The organism is Erythrobacter sp. Dej080120_24, from assembly GCF_036322605.1.
Lineage (GTDB): Bacteria > Pseudomonadota > Alphaproteobacteria > Sphingomonadales > Sphingomonadaceae > Erythrobacter > Erythrobacter aurantius.
On sequence record NZ_AP027262.1, the window covers coordinates 199,778 to 216,579 of the forward strand.

Annotated in this window: 17 protein-coding genes; 4 read left to right on the forward strand and 13 right to left on the reverse strand. The window is 62.8% G+C overall.

Annotation, left to right across the window (positions count from 1 at the left end; translation table 11 throughout):
- Window positions 1-3: 3 nt before the first annotated feature.
- From pheT to AABA34_RS01010, 7 genes are all read right to left on the reverse strand, one after another.
- A complete protein-coding gene (gene pheT, locus AABA34_RS00980; RefSeq protein WP_338303503.1) occupies window positions 4-2,394 on the reverse strand; it encodes a phenylalanine--tRNA ligase subunit beta in 2,391 nt (796 codons plus the stop codon).
- Entirely contained in the window at window positions 2,391-3,515 is a 1,125-nt protein-coding gene (gene pheS / locus AABA34_RS00985) for a phenylalanine--tRNA ligase subunit alpha (RefSeq protein ID WP_338303504.1), read from the reverse strand. Before pheS ends, pheT begins: the two co-directional genes overlap by 4 nt.
- 97 nt (window positions 3,516-3,612) lie before the next feature.
- Window positions 3,613-4,497, reverse strand: coding sequence for a helix-turn-helix domain-containing protein (locus AABA34_RS00990; RefSeq protein WP_338303505.1), 885 nt, complete (start codon window positions 4,495-4,497; stop codon window positions 3,613-3,615).
- 105 nt (window positions 4,498-4,602) lie between these two features.
- Window positions 4,603-5,523 carry a helix-turn-helix domain-containing protein gene (locus AABA34_RS00995; RefSeq protein WP_338303506.1) on the reverse strand — a complete coding sequence of 307 codons (921 nt, stop codon included), beginning with the start codon at window positions 5,521-5,523 and terminating at the stop codon, window positions 4,603-4,605.
- A 208-nt stretch (window positions 5,524-5,731) separates the two neighbouring features.
- Window positions 5,732-6,091, reverse strand: coding sequence for a 50S ribosomal protein L20 (rplT, locus tag AABA34_RS01000; protein ID WP_034955724.1), 360 nt, complete (start codon window positions 6,089-6,091; stop codon window positions 5,732-5,734).
- Between the two features lie 38 nt (window positions 6,092-6,129).
- Window positions 6,130-6,333 carry a 50S ribosomal protein L35 gene (rpmI, locus tag AABA34_RS01005; RefSeq protein ID WP_034955727.1) on the reverse strand — a complete coding sequence of 68 codons (204 nt, stop codon included), beginning with the start codon at window positions 6,331-6,333 and terminating at the stop codon, window positions 6,130-6,132.
- A gap of 420 nt (window positions 6,334-6,753) precedes the next feature.
- Window positions 6,754-7,200, reverse strand: coding sequence for a gamma-glutamylcyclotransferase family protein (locus tag AABA34_RS01010; protein ID WP_338303507.1), 447 nt, complete (start codon window positions 7,198-7,200; stop codon window positions 6,754-6,756).
- A 417-nt stretch (window positions 7,201-7,617) separates the two neighbouring features.
- Here AABA34_RS01010 and AABA34_RS01015 point away from each other — a divergent pair, with 417 nt between their 5' ends.
- Entirely contained in the window at window positions 7,618-8,913 is a 1,296-nt protein-coding gene (locus AABA34_RS01015) for a surface-adhesin E family protein (protein WP_252258381.1), read from the forward strand.
- A 479-nt stretch (window positions 8,914-9,392) separates the two neighbouring features.
- Entirely contained in the window at window positions 9,393-9,704 is a 312-nt protein-coding gene (locus AABA34_RS01020; RefSeq protein ID WP_338303508.1) for a GIY-YIG nuclease family protein, read from the forward strand.
- A gap of 89 nt (window positions 9,705-9,793) precedes the next feature.
- Here AABA34_RS01020 and hisN read toward each other — a convergent pair whose 3' ends face one another.
- The 4 genes from hisN to glpX form a co-directional block, all read right to left on the reverse strand.
- Window positions 9,794-10,564: a histidinol-phosphatase gene (hisN, locus tag AABA34_RS01025; RefSeq protein WP_034956777.1), complete on the reverse strand. Its 771-nt coding sequence runs from the start codon at window positions 10,562-10,564 to the stop codon at window positions 9,794-9,796.
- Window positions 10,561-10,983: a cupin domain-containing protein gene (locus tag AABA34_RS01030; protein WP_338303509.1), complete on the reverse strand. Its 423-nt coding sequence runs from the start codon at window positions 10,981-10,983 to the stop codon at window positions 10,561-10,563. The genes hisN and AABA34_RS01030 overlap by 4 nt, the downstream gene beginning before the upstream one ends.
- A complete protein-coding gene (locus AABA34_RS01035) occupies window positions 10,983-11,918 on the reverse strand; it encodes a ribose-phosphate pyrophosphokinase (protein ID WP_338303510.1) in 936 nt (311 codons plus the stop codon). The genes AABA34_RS01030 and AABA34_RS01035 overlap by 1 nt, the downstream gene beginning before the upstream one ends.
- An 87-nt stretch (window positions 11,919-12,005) precedes the next feature.
- On the reverse strand, window positions 12,006-13,034 hold the full coding sequence (gene glpX / locus AABA34_RS01040; RefSeq protein ID WP_338303511.1) for a class II fructose-bisphosphatase: 1,029 nt from the start codon (window positions 13,032-13,034) through the stop codon (window positions 12,006-12,008).
- A 79-nt stretch (window positions 13,035-13,113) separates the two neighbouring features.
- Here glpX and AABA34_RS01045 point away from each other — a divergent pair, with 79 nt between their 5' ends.
- Both AABA34_RS01045 and AABA34_RS01050 read left to right on the forward strand, forming a co-directional pair.
- The gene (locus tag AABA34_RS01045; RefSeq protein ID WP_338303512.1) at window positions 13,114-13,734 is read left to right on the forward strand and encodes a hypothetical protein; all 621 of its coding nucleotides are present in this window, start codon (window positions 13,114-13,116) and stop codon (window positions 13,732-13,734) included.
- Window positions 13,731-14,222, forward strand: coding sequence for a hypothetical protein (locus AABA34_RS01050; RefSeq protein ID WP_338303513.1), 492 nt, complete (start codon window positions 13,731-13,733; stop codon window positions 14,220-14,222). The genes AABA34_RS01045 and AABA34_RS01050 overlap by 4 nt, the downstream gene beginning before the upstream one ends.
- A gap of 6 nt (window positions 14,223-14,228) precedes the next feature.
- Here AABA34_RS01050 and AABA34_RS01055 read toward each other — a convergent pair whose 3' ends face one another.
- Together AABA34_RS01055 and AABA34_RS01060 are read right to left on the reverse strand one after the other, a co-directional pair.
- Complete coding sequence (locus tag AABA34_RS01055; protein ID WP_338303514.1) at window positions 14,229-15,542, reverse strand: homoserine dehydrogenase; 1,314 nt, start codon at window positions 15,540-15,542, stop codon at window positions 14,229-14,231.
- Between the two features lie 106 nt (window positions 15,543-15,648).
- Window positions 15,649-16,539, reverse strand: coding sequence for a hypothetical protein (locus AABA34_RS01060; protein ID WP_338303515.1), 891 nt, complete (start codon window positions 16,537-16,539; stop codon window positions 15,649-15,651).
- Window positions 16,540-16,802: the final 263 nt, after the last annotated feature.

Here is a 16,802-nt window from a genome sequence, read left to right on the forward strand (position 1 = left end):
GCGTCAGCCGCGCAGCTCTGCCCCCAGCTTTGCCGCTGCGGCGATCACATTGTCCGCGATCCCCTTCAAATCGGCATCCTTGAAGCTTTTTTCCTGCGGTTGCAGCGTGACTTCGATGGCGAGCGATTTCTTGCCCTCAGGCAGGTTGCCACCAGTGAAGACATCGAAGACGCGCGCGGCGGTGATGTTGGCCTTGTCGCTTCCGCGAACTGCCTTGAGCAGGTCTTCGGCGACAAGGTCTGCATCGACCACAAAGGCGAAATCGCGGGTCACGGGCTGGAGCGCGGGCGGGGTGAAGCCGGGGCGCGCAAAGCTGGCGCCACCTTTCTTCGCCGGAATCGCATCAAGGAACAGTTCGACAGCCGCGACCGGGCCATCCATGTCGAACGCCTTGAGCGTCGCCGGGTGCAGCATCCCGAAGCGTGCAAGCACATTCTTGGGGCCGAGCCGCAAGGTGGCCGATTGGCCGGGGTGGAACTGATCGCCTGCTTCGCCCATCACCATCAGGTTCGCCACTGGCGCGCCAGCCGCCTCAAGCAGAGTGATCGCCGCAGCTTTGGCATCATAGGCGTCGAAAGCCACAGCCCTCCCGGTCGCCCAGCCGCGCTGCGCCTTTTCACCGGCCAGCACCACACCCAAGGTCGGGCGTTCATTGCTCATCCCGTCCTTGGCCCGGAAATAGCGCCGACCCAATTCGAACAACCGGGTTGTATCGGCACCGCGATCCGCATTGCGCTTTGCCGCGAGCAGCAGGCCGGGGATGAGCGAGGGGCGCATCACCTTCATGTCTTCGCTGATAGGGTTGTCGAGCTTCCACAGATCATCGGCAGCGCTGAAATGCTCTGCGGCATCCTCGGGAAGGAATGACCATGTGATTGCTTCGTTCAGACCGCTTCCGGCCGCCGCGCGGCGCAGCTTGCGCTCCAGCATCTGCTGCGGGGTCGCAGTCGGACGGGCAACACCGTCCACGCGCGGCAAGGGCACGCTTTCGACCTTATCGAGCCCGTGGATACGAACCACTTCCTCGACCAGATCAGCAGGCCCCTCGATATCGTGGCGGCGCAACGGGCAGGTTACCTGCCAATCCGCATCAACGGTAAAGTCGAGGCTTTCGAGAATGCGGCGCTGTTCGTCCTCGGCCACTTGGACACCGCCCAAACGGGTGGTGAGCATGGGGTCGAACTTAACCACCTTCGGCTCGGCAGGAGGAGTGCCGGCCTGCACCGCTTCGCTTGCCACTCCTCCGGCGAGCTCGACGATCAGGCCAGTCAGCAGATCAAGCCCGTCTTCGAGGAAGGCTGGATCGACGCCGCGCTCAAACCGGGTCCGCGCATCAGACGCAAGGCCCAGCTTGCGCCCCGTCACGCCGATGCGCGCCGGGTCGAAATAGGCGATTTCCAGCAGCAGATCGGTCGTATCCTCGGAAACCCCTGAGTTTTCGCCGCCCATGATCCCGGCGATATCGTGGACTTCTTTTTCGTCCGCGATCACCACCATGCTGTCATCCAGCGTATAGGTCTTCTCGTTGAGAGCCAGCACCTGCTCACCTGGCTTGGCACGCCGGGCAACAACCGCTCCATGCAGCTTCGCCAGATCATAGGCGTGCGCCGGGCGGCCAAAGGCGAGCATCAGGTAGTTGGTGAGGTCTACCAGCAAGGAGATCGGCCGCTGCCCCGCACTTTTGAGCCGCGCCTGAAGCCATTCGGGCGAAGGGCCGTTCTTCACGCCTTTCACGACCCGGCCCCGGAACGCCGGACACCCTTCGGGATCGTCGGTGCGGATTTCGACCGGGCAGGCACCCGATGCTTCGAATCCCGGAATGGCGATGGGCTTCAACGTGCCCAATCCCGCTGCGGCAAGATCGCGGGCGATACCATAGACGCCCATGCAATCCGGGCGGTTGGGGGTGATCGCCACGTCAATCACCGGCGATGAGCCGTGATAATCGGCAAAGCTGTGCCCGACTGGTGCGTCATCGGGCAATTCGATGATGCCGTCATGCTCGTCGCCAAGTTCGAGCTCGCGCACCGAACACATCATGCCGTTCGATTCGACGCCGCGAATGGCGCTCTTGCGCAGCTCCATTCCGTTGGCTGGCACGACCGCCCCCGGCAGGCCCAGCACACCCTTCATCCCGGCACGCGCATTGGGCGCACCGCAAACCACCTGCAGCGGATCGCCTTCCCCGGTATCGACCGTGAGGACCTGCAATTTGTCGGCATCGGGATGCGGGGCCGCAGTCAGAACCTTGGCGACGCGGAAGCCTGCCAGCCGTTCTGCCGGATCCTCGACCCCTTCCACTTCCAGCCCTATCGCGTTGAGCGTATCGAGGATCTGCTGCAGCGAAGCCTCGGTTTCGAGGTGATCCTTGAGCCATGTCAGCGAGAACTTCATGCGCGCGCTCCCACACCGGCGGAAAGGGTTGGCTGGTCGTAGGGCGAGAAGCCGTAGTGGGTGAGCCAGCGCCGATCGCCGTCGAAGAAGGCACGCAAATCGTTCATTCCGTATTTGAGCATGGCGATCCGGTCGATCCCGAGGCCGAAAGCAAAGCCCTGATATTCGTCCGGGTCGATCCCGGCGAATTCGAGCACGCGGCGGTTCACCATGCCGCTGCCGCCCAGTTCCATCCAGTCATGGCCTTCGTCATCGCCGTGCCCGCCGACGACGCGACGCCCGCCTTCGTTGGAATAGCCCACATCGACTTCGACAGAAGGCTCGGTGAAGGGGAAGTAGGAGGGACGCAAGCGCAGGGTGATATCCTCACGCTCGAAGAAAGCCTTGAAAAAGGTCTCGAGCGTCCATTTGAGGTGACCGAGGTGAATCCCCTTGTCCACCACCAGCCCTTCGACCTGATGGAACATCGGCGTGTGGGTCGCATCGCTGTCGCTGCGATAAACGCGGCCCGGCGCGATGATGCGGATGGGTGCGCCCTGTTCCTTCATCGAACGGATTTGCACCGGCGAGGTGTGTGTTCTCAGGAGCATCTGGCTTGCCTGTTGGCCCACCGTGGCCGAGCCATCGGGCGCCGCATCCGGGAAATAGAACGTGTCGTGCATGGCGCGCGCAGGATGGCTTTCATCCATGTTGAGCGCGGTGAAATTATGCCAGTCGTCCTCGATTTCCGGCCCGGTAGCCACGGCGAAGCCGAGGTCGGCAAAGATTTCGGCGAGCTCGTCCATGACCTGGCTCACCGGATGGATGCTGCCGCGAGGCGCTTCGGGGGCAGGCAGGGTCAGGTCGAGGCGTTCGCTCGCCAACTGCGCTTCGAGCGCTGCTGCTTCAAGTTCGGCCTTCTTCGATTCGAGCGCGTCGGCGACTTCGCCACGGATCGCCTGAATTGCGGGAGCGGCGTCCTTGCGCTCCTCCGGGCTCATCTGGCCGAGCGTCTTGAGGGCAAGGCTCACCCAGCCCTTCTTGCCGAGCGCGGCCACGCGCTGTTCCTCAAGCGCGTCAAGCGTGGTTGCGGCGGCAATCGCTTCCAGTGCCGCCTGTTTTTGCGATGTCAGTTCAGTCATTTTAGAGCCTGCTAGCGTGAGCGGGTCCGCTAGCGCCAAATGGCGTCAGTTGCAAAGGAGCAATTGGCTCAGCCTCGCAGCGATTTCCGCTTTCGCGCTATGCAGGATTGTGGAGCCCCTGCACCGCTTGCCCGGCAATCTCCATCCGTGCGCGCGCGGCGGCAACCAGCAGAGGCTTGTCGAGCTTGGCATAGGCGGTGGGGCTCATGCCCATGAAACGCCTGAAATCACGAACAAAATGCGCCTGGTCGTGATACTGCCAATCGAGTGTGCTGAGCCATTTCAGCGAGGGGTCGAGCATGAATTGCGACAAGCTACGAAGGAAACGCTGGCGCCGCAGCAGCAGCTTGGGTGTGAAGCCGAAGGCGCGCTTTGACAGTCTTTCCAGCGAGCGGACATTCATCCCCACCCGGTCTGTCAAGGCCGCCACACTGGCAATTTCGGGGTCGACAAGTGCCGCATTGATCGCTGCAATCTGCTCAGTATGTGCCGCCGGACCGGTAAAGATCGTGGCCATGTGCTTGTCGATCAGTTCCACTTCCTCGGTAAAGCTCGCACCCGTTTCGCGCAGCTTCAATGCCAGCGGCCGGAGCGCGGCAAAGACAGGATCCGCCATTCCGTCTGCTACCTGATCGGCATAATCGCAGGCTGGCGCGTCGAACAACATGGCCCAGCCAAGCGGCATCAGCCCTATGCCCCAGCTATTGCCCGAGCTGATCCGGAAACGGGTTGCCTTGCTGGTCGGCCCGGTCACGGCAAAGCCCGGACAAGGCCCGAGCGGCGCATTCCCGATCGCCGATTGCGCCCAGTTGTCTTCCATGAAGCGAAGGTTTGCCCATTCGGGGTGAAGGTAGTCTTCAACCGGCTGGTCGGTTGGCGCCGTGACAACCTGCGTGTGGTAATAGGTGGTTACAAAGGGGCGCAATTCCGCGCTGGGTAGCGCAAAGCGTATCCGGATCGCATTTCCTGTCTGCGCGTGCATTCCTACTTACCGCAATCCCTTACCGCGCGACCCGATCACTGGCTTGTTCCAGCCAGTACGACCATGGCTAGGGAATTCGCGGGCAAACAGCAAATACCGGGTGCATCATCCGCCTTCACCATTCACAGGCGGATCGAGCGTTTGCGCCGCGCTGCCCCAGATCCGCGCACGTGCCTCCATGAAAGACGAAAGGATCGGGTGGTCGAGAGAGGCATAGCGGCTTGGCGTCATCGTCATGAATTCTGAGAACTCGCGCGTGAACTGCGCCTGGTCGTGATATTCCCCGTCCATCGCCTCGGTCCAGCGTGAACCCTTGTGGAGCATGAAGCTGGTGAGACTACGCATGAACCGCTGGCGCCGCATCAGCAGCTTGGGTGTAAACCCGAAGTAGCGGTGGCACATCCGCTCCAGCGTGCGGATGCTCATGTTGCAGGCGTCGGCGAGGTCACCTACCGCCAAGAACTCGCCACTGACGAGCGCTGTGTGGATCTTGATGATGCGCGGTTCGTCACGATTGGGCCGCATCAGGCGCCCGAGCATGTCGATGATCGCCTCGTGCTGGGCCTCCATCGTCAAAGCCGGATCGCAAAGGACATCTGACAAGCAATCGAACTTGGCGAACACCGGATGTCGCGCGCCATCACAGGCGATGTTGGCGAGGTCGTAGGCAGGCGCATCCATGAACCGCGCCCACCCCAGCGGGAGGAAACCGACCCCCCACATGCTCGATGAGCCGAGTTCGAAGTGGCACGGCAAAGAGCTTGGACCGGTGGCGTTGTACCTTGCCCCGCTGACTTGCGAGTCGCCGATCTGCGACGTTGGACAGGCACCGGCGAAGAAGCGGATGTTGCTCCATTCGGGCTGCAGATAGTCGGTAACCGTGCCACCGCCGGCGACCTTCAGATCAGCATGGTAGAAGGTGGTGAAGCAGCCGTCGAACTGGCTCGGCGGAGGGAAGAACTGGCTTTTGACGACAGTCTGCGCTGTCCGGTGCTCGGCTGCACCCATGCCTGTTGCATCGCTCATGGCGCGTTTACCCGACCCGTTTTGTCCGATTCCTTGGCCTCATCATGCCAAATTGGCGCGAACATACAAGGATGCTGACGATTCTCTACAAGCGCACCCAATCGCAAATGCAAAGGGGACCCCGGCACCATGTCGCGCCGGAGTCCCCTTTTGTGCGTTTCCGCAACCTGCCCTGCACCTAGCATGAAGGCGCGGGCGGTCAGTCGGATCAGGCGGGCAGAGCTGCCTTGGCCTGTGCGATCACTGCCTTGAACGCGCCTTCTTCGTTCATGGCGAGATCGGCCATCACCTTGCGGTCAAGCTCGATCCCAGCGAGCTTTGCGCCGTGCATGAACTGCGAATAGGTGAGGCCTTCGGCGCGGACAGCCGCGTTGATGCGCTGGATCCACAGCGCGCGGAAGTTGCGCTTCTTCGCCTTGCGGTCGCGGTAGGCGTACTGGCCGGCCTTTTCGACCGCCTGACGGGCGATGCGGATGGTGTTCTTGCGGCGACCGCGATAGCCCTTGGCTTGATCGAGAATCCGCTTGTGCTTGGCGCGGGTGGTAACACCGCGTTTGATGCGTGGCATGGTTTAAGCTCCTGAATTCAGCAATGCGTCGCTACGGCTCAATCGAGGCCGTAGGGTGCCCACTTCTTGATCGTCTTGGCATCGGCGTCGGAGATGACGTCGGTGCCGCGGTTCTGGCGGATGTACTTCGCATTGTGGCTGATCAGGCGGTGACGCTTGCCAGCGACGCCGTGCTTGACCTTGCCGGTGGCGGTGATCTTGAAGCGCTTCTTCACACCGCTCTTGGTCTTCAGTTTGGGCATTTTCGTCTCCTTTGCTCAGGGACACATTGGACCAGCCCTGGCAGCCCTTGTCGCCAGGCCGGACTCGGTGTTCTGTGTCAGTGAAGCGCACCACATAGCGTTATCGCGCCGGAAAGCAAGTGATTCGGTCGCCAAACAGGCGCTCAAACCCTACAGCATGGAACAGGTGGAACACGGTCCAAGGGATAAAACCTCGATTGTGTCACCATTGCCCCGCAAACTGTCACCTTTGGCTCCCGAGTGTCACCCACACTCGCCAATGTGTCACCCGATCCGGCCGGAGTGTCACTCTTTGGGCGATGAAAGTGTAACCTTTGGCACAGGGCAAGTGTCACCCGCACAAACAGCTATCGACAATGGGAAAAAGCCGCGCGGATCATAGCGGCGCCGCTCAAAGTAGGAAAACGCAAGCGACGCGCGCTATTCGCCCGACCACGGCCTGCGCCCGGTTTGCGCGAGCCATTCGGCGAAGTTCCCGCTCGCGATCGGCTCCGCCCCATCGGGCAGATCGGCAGTCCAGACATAGGCATCGGCCAGCGTTTCGCCGAACCCGTCCCAGCCATCCACCGGCACCGGCTGGCGCGTGTACTCCGCGCCCTCGAACGCATCGACCGTCGCCAGATCGACCTCGCCCGCATCATGGATCATCCCGTGCACCACGGTGGAGTAACGCGCCTGCGTCAGCACCAGCGCGGGAAACCAGCCGGTTGCACCATCGCCGCCCGCCGCCGGAATGGCATAGAGCGCCCCCGTCGTCGTCGCCGGAGCGCCCATGCCAAGGCCGGCCAGAAACGGCCAATCCCCGCCATCAGGGCCAAGCCCTTCCTGAAGGATACCGTAGAAGAAGAGATGCGTGGGGCGGGTCATGACCTGACCATACAAGCTCGGAGTGACGCTGTCGAAGGGTGGGAGATGTTGGGTGGCAAAGGGATATCCGGGTTTGGAGGGATGGGGTGGATCCCAGCCTCTTTCGTCATCCCAGCGAAAGCTGGGATCTCAGGCGGCAAGCGCTGCCCTATCTGGCCTAGGTCCCAGCTTTCGCTGGGGTGACGGGAATGACGGGTTCGGGGTCGTGGCAGCCCGGCAGGTTTCAGGATCGCGAGGGATCGCTGGTTATGACCGGAGGTGGGTGGGAAGTGGACTTCCGTAGGTTAGTCGATTTGGTGTGTTCGCTTGACGAAAGCTGATAGCTGAAAGTTGGGGTGGTGGGCTTGAATGCGGGGCCGTCGGTGGTTTAGCTAAAAAGCCAAGTCTGAACTCGAAAATTGGATCACCCGGAACATCATGAAGGCCTTCTCAGCACTCGGCATCGTCAGCGCCCTTCTTTTGTCTAGCCAGACAGCCTCAGCAGAAGAAGTTTATGCTGTTTCGCCAACCGGACAGCCAGAAGCACTTTTCGCGAATGAACCTGAAGAGGTGCTCGCCAGCTTGAGCGAGCTTTGCCGAGTCAATGAAGGCAATGTCGTCGAGCGGGAGAAGTTCAGCATCACATGTGAGTTTGAAATCTACGGAGACGATCCGCTCACGGGCGTCCTCAACATCGTGACTTTGTCAGAATCCCCGAGAGCCTATTTCAGATTTGACCTAAACACCGTAGATGGGGGGACAATGGCGACCGCCTCGGGGTGGGCTGGAACGGTTTCTCTCGGGAGAGAAAGCCGTGTCGCCTATGAAGACGCACGTTTTCAGAATAATGTGACAAACTTCATGTTGAATGCCGGAGGGCAATACACCCCTGGAACCACCTTCCCGAACCATGCTCTTCTCGGTCTTAGACTGGAGCCAGTCGAACAGCCACGAAGAGGCTACGTAGTCCGTGAGGTGGTCCCGGGTGGTCAAGGAGATCAAGCCCAACTCGCTTTGGAAGACGTGATCACTCGTATCGCTGGCGAACGGGTAAGAGAGCCGCAAGACCTCTTGCCCGCGCTAGAAGAGGCGGCGGAGGAACGAAGCTTTACTGTTGAGTTTTATCGAGGTTCCGAACGTCGCTCTGTCACAGTCGAGACGGTATTCAGGGACCCTATTCCGGGAGCCCCCCTTGGAAATCTGTCGCCAACAGTTGGCGAAGGCGAACCCCAATCGATAGAACTTGACGAGCCAGACGGAACTTCAGTGACAGATAGCATCGCTGAACTGGAAAGGCTTGCCGATCTACGGGATCGCGGCGTGTTGTCGGAAGCGGAATTCACGCAAATGAAAGCGCGGATCCTCGCGAATGATCCTCCCGCCGAAGGCGCCCCAGCAACATCACCTACTTGGGTTCTGGTTAACAGTAACGGTGGAGGCTGGGATCAATACGTCGACCGCCGGTCAATCCGCATGATATCCAATGGCTATAAGCAAGCCTGGGTACGAAACGACTTCGGCAGGCCAAACAGGCATGGGGACACCAGCAGAAGGAACCTCTCAGAATTCGACTGCGCCATGGGACGATTTCGCCACCTTGAATCAGTCTACTACCAAGGGGAGGAGGTCACGACGCAAGATGATCCTTCTTCGGAATGGATAACTGCCTCCCGTATCGGGATTGGGTCCGAAAGAACACTGACCTACGTGTGCGAAGGGAGGCTGGCTGAGTAGCCACACGCCTGACATAGCCGTTAGAGTAAAGCCTCGGTCTTTAACTCCCTTGAAGTCTAAATTCCTTCCATTTGCGACGTGAATGGCGCCCTGACCCTAAAACCATTGACGCTTCCACCACCCGTTTTCGTTGAAATCATAAATCGCCGGTCGGTGCTTGAGTCCCCCTTTCCGCTGCCAATGTTGCGAAAATTTGTTCGCCTCGCGGCAGGGTTCGTGAAGTGGAGCTAACCTAGCGTCCGCAATGGGGTCGCAAGCCGAATTTCCGGTTTCGGCGGCACAACGGCTGAAGCTGTCGTCTCCCAAAGAGCCTTCCCCACCTCCGCTCAGCCTGAGCTTGTCGAAGAGACGCAGGATTTGGATAGCTCCAGGCCCCAAGCGTGGGAAACAGGACGGTTCCTCGTTCCTCCTCACCGTCGCCCCGTGCTTGACACGGGGCTTGGCTTTTCTTTCTTCGGCATTGGCGCGATACCCGGTGCATGGAGAAGGGTGGCTGGGTCTACATCATGGCGAACCGCTATCGCGGCGGCATGTATGTCGGCGTGACTGCGGATGCGCTCACCCGCGTTTATCAGCACCGCGAGGGCACGGGTTCGCGCCATGTCGCTGATTACGCAAAGACACGGCTGGTTTACGTCGAGCGCCACGACACCATCGAAGAAGCCATCGCCCGCGAGAAGCTGGTCAAGAAATGGCGGCGCGAGTGGAAGTTTGCCTTGATTGAGGCTGATAATCCCGATTGGGTCGATCTATGGGAGCGATGGTTCGGCGCGGAGGCTCAAGGAAAGTAGCCAAGCCCCGTGTCAAGCACGGGGCGACGGGTCGGGAGAGGCCGTTCCGGAGATCGCCAACAGAACGTCGGCGCTTGGCAACGTTCCTCCTACACCATCGCTTCCAGCACATCCTCCAGCCGCGCGGGGTCGCCAAGGGCGATGACCGTTCCGTCTGATCCGGCGTCCAGCGGGTTGCCCTGCCAGTCGGCCATCATGCCGCCTGCCCCTTCGACAACGGGGACGAGCGCGGCGTAATCGTAGAGCTTCAATCCGGCCTCGATCACCAGGTCGATATGGCCGCTGGCGACAAGGCCATAGCTGTAGCAATCGCCGCCGAAGATGATCTTCTTTTCCGCGACCTGCTTGGCCACCGACATGAAGGCGTCGGCCTCTTCATTGGTGAACAGGTGCGGGCTGGTGGTGGCGAGCACTGCGTCGGACAGTTCCTTAAGCGGCTTCGTCCTGGCGGGCTTGCCGTTGAACAGCGTGGGGTGGCCGATCCGCCCGACCCAGCGTTCGCCCGAAATCGGCTGGTCGATCACGCCCAGCACCGGCCAGCCGTCCTGCAACAGCGCGATCAGCGTGCCGAAGATCGGGCGACCGGCGATGAAGCTGGTGGTGCCGTCGATCGGATCGAGCACCCATTGGCGGCCCGCGCCTTCGTTGCGTGTGCCGTATTCCTCGCCGATGATGCCGTCAGTGGGCAATTCCGCCTCGATAATGGCGCGCATCGCGGCTTCGGCGGCGCGATCAGCTTCGGTCACATAGGAACGATCATCCTTGCGCTCCTCGCTCCATGCCCCGCGGAACAAGGGGCGGATGGCAGCGCCCGCGGCATCGGCGAGACGGTTGGCAAGGGCGAGGTCGGCGGGTGTCATTGGCCTTGCTCCTCGGGCACGGCGACGCGCAGCGGCTTGCCATCGGGTACAACCCAGCTTGCGATGGCGCGCAGCCCTTGTGGCCCGGCAATCGCAGCATGGACGGTGCCGGGCGGAATCCGGAAGGCTTCACCCGGTGCCAGCACCAGATCGGGCATGCCGGGCCGCAGGACAGTGGCCGACCCGCCAAGGATGGTGAGGAATTCCTCGCCATGATGATAGTGCAAGGGCACGCGCCCGCCCGCGCCCAGAACGATATCGGCGGTTACCAGCGAATGGCCGGGAGCCGCCTCGATCGCGCCGCGCAGCACTTCATTCGATCCGGCTGGCGGCTGGTAGACCGGGATTTCAGCCGAGCCCTGCGCACAGGCGGTCAGCGCGATACCGAGAGCCAAGGGAAGGGCGATGCGCGGGCGCATCAATCGAACAGCGAGCTGACCGAGCTTTCGTCCGCGATGCGGCGGATCGCTTCGCCCACCAGGGGGGCGATGGGCAGGATGCGGATGCGCTGCGATTGTTCTGCGGCTTCGGTCGGGCGGATTGAATCGGTGATCACCAGTTCTTTCAGCTGCGAACTGTCAATGCGCGCCACCGCGCCGCCCGAAAGCACGCCGTGAGTGATGTAGGCGGCAACCGACTTCGCGCCGTTTTCCAGCAGCGCCTCTGCCGCGTTGCACAGCGTGCCCCCCGAATCGACGATGTCGTCGATCAGGATGCAGTGGCGGCCGGACACGTCGCCGATGATGTTCATCACTTCGCTTTCGCCGGGGCGGTCACGCCGCTTGTCGACGATGGCGAGCGGGGCGTTGTCGAGCCGCTTGGCCAGTGCGCGGGCGCGCACCACGCCGCCCACGTCGGGGGAGACGACCATCAGATCCTGATCGCCGTACCGCGCCTGAATGTCGGCCGCCATGACGGGGGCGGCGTAAAGATTGTCGGTCGGGATATCGAAGAAGCCCTGGATCTGCCCGGCGTGAAGGTCCACCGCCAGCACCCTGTCGGCCCCGGCCTGAGTGATCAGGTTGGCAACCAGCTTGGCCGAGATCGGCGTGCGCGGGCCGGGCTTGCGATCCTGCCGGGCGTATCCGAAATACGGCACCACCGCCGTGATCCGCTTGGCCGAGGCGCGCCGCAGCGCGTCGATGCAGATCAGCAGTTCCATCAGATTGTCGTTCGCCGGAAAGCTCGTCGGCTGGACGAGGAACACGTCCTCCCCGCGCACGTTCTCGTGAATCTCGACGAACACTTCCTCGTCCGCGAACCGGCGCACGCTGGCATCGGTGAGCGGGATTTCGAGATAGGCCGCAATGGCCCGGGCGAGCGGCAGGTTCGAATTGCCGGACATGATCTTCATGGCGCGCGAATCCCCGAAGGCAAATGATGCGACCCGCCTAGCGATGAGTCATGGATTTGCAACAGAGGAAGCCGGGTTGTCGTCAGATCAACTCCGATGCGGGGTGATACGGTGTTCGCCCTTGATCCAGCGCACCGTCCCCGATGAGGCGCGCATCACCACGCTGTGCGTGGTCATGATCGTCGCCCCGGTCGATTTCTTGCGCTTTTTCACCCCGTCGAGCAGCGATCCGTCGGTCACTCCGGTGGCGGCGAAGATGCAGTCGCCCTTGGCCAGATCGTCGAGCTTGTAGATGCGGTTGAGGTCGGTGATGCCCCACTTCTTCGCCCGCGCCTTCTCATCATCGTTGCGGAACACCAGCCGCCCGTTGAACTGCCCGCCGACACAGCGCAGCGCGGCTGCCGCGAGCACGCCTTCAGGCGCGCCGCCCTGACCCATGTACATGTCGATCCCGGTGTCCTGATCGGTCACCGCGATCACGCCCGCCACGTCGCCGTCGCCGATCAGATAGACACCACAGCCGATCCCGCGCAGCTCCGCGATCAGATCGGCGTGGCGCGGGCGATCAAGCACGCAGACGTTGATGTCGGATGGCTTCACTCCCTTGGCCGCGGCGACCGCCTCGACATTCTGCGTCGGCGATTTGGCAAGGTCGATGATATCCGCCGGAAGGCCGGGGCCCACGGCAAGCTTGTCCATATAGACATCGGGCGCGTTGAGCAGATCCCCTTCTTCCGCCGCCGCCAGCACGGCCAGCGCGTTCGGCCCGGCCTTGGCGGTGATGGTCGTCCCTTCAAGCGGGTCGAGCGCGATGTCGATCTTGGGCCCTTTGCCCATGCCGACCTTTTCCCCGATGTACAGCATCGGCGCCTCGTCGCGCTCGCCTTCGCCGATCACCACGGTGCCGTCCATATAAAGCGTATCGAATGCGCGGCGCATCGCCTCCACAGCGGCGGCATCGGCGGCCTTTTCGTCCCCGCGCCCGATCAATTGCGCGGCGGCGACGGCGGCGGCTTCGGTGACGCGCACCATTTCCAGCACCAGCACGCGGTCAATCGCGTTTTCGGAAACCTGGTCTTTTGCGGCCAGCACATCTGTGTCACTAGGGGTGTTCATGCGAAATTCAGTCCTTCTAGGCTTTGCCTTCGCTTGCGCGCTTAGACCCGGAGGAACGGACTTGTCGAGCAATGCTGCGGTGTCCATTCCCAGATCGGGGCGTGTTGTTGCCATTTCCTTTGCGGTGACGATGGCGCTTGCCTTCGCCGCGCAGCCCGTGGCCGCGCAGGATGACTCAGGCGTGACACAAGAAGCAGAGGCTGGCGAAGAACCTGCTCCCGCACCCCCGCCCCCGGCCCGCCCGCGCGAACGGCTCAACCTCTCCGTCACCGTGCCGCGCAACGAATCCGACCGGTTGCTCGAAGAGGATTGCGAGGAAGAGGCCGATGCCGCGCGCATTGCCAATGAAATCATCGTCTGCCGCCAGCTGGGCGAAGCAAGCGACGGGGCATGGAACAAGGAAGACTGGGAACGCCGCTATGCCGAACGGACGATGGGCAACGCCCAGGCCGATGTGGCAGGCGGCGGCATCTTCCGCGGCGAGGCGACGGTCGGCGGGTTGTGTGTGATCCCACCCTGCCCGCCCGAAGCCGCGATCATGATCGATATCGAGGCCCTGCCCGAACCGCCGCCCGGATCGGATGCGGACAGGATCGCGCGCGGCCTGCCGGCGCTGGGCCGCGATCCTGAGCTTTCGCCCGAGGAAATCGCCCGCCGCCGCCGCGCGCTCGGGCTTGAAGCGCCGCCCGTCCCTGAATGACGATCCCGGTCAGGCACCTGCACATCGTGCTGGCGCTGTCCGCCTTTCCCGCCACAGTGCAAGTAGCCGGGCAAGAAGCCGGACAAGAAAGCGTGGACGAGCAAGGTCGGCTGGTGATTGACCTGACCCTTCCCCCGCCGTCCGAGCCGGTCGATCCCGAAGCGCAGCGGCAATGCGAGGAAGAAGCCGACGCGGCGCGCATTGCGGGGGAAATCGTGGTGTGCCGGTCGCTTGGTGAAACCACCGACGGTTCGTGGAATCAGGAGGATTTCGAGCGCCGCTATGCCGAGGTGACGCAAGGGGTGAAGGCGCCCAATGTCGAAGTCGATCCGACCCCGCCGATGGTGGGGATCAGCGTGCGCGCAAAGTTCGGATATCCGCCACCGCCCGCCTTGATCATCGACATTCCTGCATTGCCGGATGCGCCGCCCGGTTCCGACGCGGACAGGATCGCGCGCGGGCTGCCGCCGGTGACCAGCGGGGAATAACGCTGATCAATCGGGCAGGATCGGCAGCACCAATGGCTCGCCGGTCAGGCTATCGGAACCTTCGAGCAGCTTGAGCGCGCGGGTCACATTGGCTTCCGGCCCTTCGTGCGTCACCATCGCCACCAGCACTTCGCCCCCGCCATGCGCGCGGCCCTGCTGGATCAGGCTTTCGATCGAAACATCGGCATCGCGCATCGCGGCGGTGATTTCGGCGAGCACGCCGGGGCGATCATTGACCGTGAAACGCAGATAGGTGCGCTCTGTCCGATGGCCCGGCTGTGCCGGGGCCAGCGCGGCCAGTTGTTGCGCGGGGATCGAGAACGGCGCACCCACAGCCGAACGCGCGATGTCGATCAGATCGGCCACCACCGCGCTCGCCGTCGGCCCGTCGCCCGCGCCTGCGCCCTGGAACAGCAGCCGCCCGGAGAAATTGCCCTCGGCGACCACGGCATTGGTCGGCCCGTCGACCGAGGCAAGCGGATGCTCTTTTCCGACAAGGCAGGGGCGCACGCGCTGAAGCAGGCGGGCATCATCGCCTTCGCCTTCAACATCGGCTTCCCCGATCAGGCGGATGACGAAGCCCAGTCCGTCGGCCTGTGCGATATCGGCGGCGCGCACCTGAACGATGCCGCGCACGTCCACCGCCGCGAAGTCGATCCGCGCGCCAAACCCGATGGCGGAAAGGATCGCCAGCTTGTGCGCGGCGTCGATGCCTTCGATGTCGAATGTCGGATCGGCCTCGGCATAGCCGAGCCGCTGCGCTTCGGAGAGCACTTCGGCAAAATCGGCTCCGGTCGCTTCCATTTCCGACAGGATGTAATTGCAGGTGCCGTTGAGAATACCGTACACCTTGGTCAGCGCGTTGGCGCTGGTCCCTTCGCGCAGCCCCTTCACCACCGGTATGCCGCCCGCCACCGCCGCTTCGAATTTCAGCGGTGCGCCCTTGGCTTCGGCCTGCTCGGCCAGCGCCATGCCGTGATGCGCGATCATCGCCTTGTTCGCGGTGACGAGGCCCTTGCCAGCCGCAAGTGCTGCGCGCGAGAGCGCCAGCGCCGGGCCGTCAGACCCGCCGACCAGCTCCACCACCACATCGACATCGTCGCGCGCGGCCAGCGCGGTCATGTCGTCTTCCCAAGCGAGGCTGGCGATATCGACACCACGGTTCTTGTGCCGCTCGCGCGCGCTTACGGCGACCACCTCGATCGCCCGGCCCGCCCGCGCGGCGACGAGATCGCGATTGGTTTCAAGCAGGCGGATCACGCCTACGCCCACCGTGCCAAGTCCGGCGATGGCGATGCGAAGCGGGGCGGGTGTGGTCACGGGCAAGGCTCCGATGCTGCGGTGCAATAGAAACAGGACGCGCAGCGCTGACGATCATAAGCGCCCGCGTCAAGCGCGGATTGGGCCAGTCGCGGGTCGAAGGGCTTCAGAATTCCTGCGTGATTTCCCGGCGGCAGGGGCCAAGCTGCTCGATCACGAAGGAATAATCGGCCTCGGCGATGCGGCGTGCATTGGCATCCTGACCGAGGTTGGCGGCAGCCGGCAGTCGCGGCGGCAATGTGCAGGCGAGGCGATACCAGCGCAGCGTATCGGGCTGCGGCGGGCGCGCGGACGAATCGATGATCTCTCCCCACGAAACGCCCCACACCGGCCGCTGCCCCGGACGCCGCAGCACGCTGATCGACACGGGCAAGCGATCCTGCGTGGCTAGGAAAATCTGCGTCTCCGATTCTCCCACCAGCGTCCCCTGAACTGCCAGAGCGTCGCTCACCGCGTTCACCACCGGCGGCTTGTCACGCGCCACCAGCGCGGCCAGCACCGGGCGGACCCGGGCTTCGAGCTCGGGCGAATAGTCGAGCTGGGCGTTGCGCCCGGTCAGCTGGATTGCACCCGGACGCGATGGCACGAGATCGGCGAACAGCAGCATTTCGCGGTCTTTCAACCGTTCGGGCCGTCCGCGCGCATCCATAGGCACATCGACGAGATAGTTGAGCGATTCGCCCACCGCCGATGGCCCGGAAAGCAGCGCCAGCGTCTGGGCCTCGATGTAAAGCCGCGCGAATCCGGGAGCGAGGCCGGGCACGCGTTCGGGTTTGACCGTAATCTGACGGCGAATCTCGACCCTGATTACAAGGTCGCTGCGTTCCGCCAGCGTCACCAGATCGGCGTAAGTCGCCCGCTGGGCAGGGGTTGCGATGGGGGCTTCGGGCGCCTGGGCCTGCGCCGCAGCCGGGCCCAGCACAGCGCCCGCGACAATGCCGGGGATGACGAATAGGTGCCTGAATTTCTTTCTTAAAATTGCGTTAAGGCCCGTCATTTTCAGAATTTCCCGTGTCTTGGAGTGCATTGGCTCGACAGTCTGTTTCATTGGAGGCTGTCCCCAGTGAATCGGCGCTGAACCGTAAAAGCGTTTGATTGCCTAGGGCAGGGCCGTTAAAGCCCAAATGGCCTGCACCGAGGTTGGGGACAAGATCGGTACGGGCATTGCTGTTCGGATTCACTCGCTTGCGGGTGGGCACGGCAGCCTACCGGGTCTGGATTTTCGCGTTGCTGCTCACCGGGTTGACGAGCGGTGCCGAA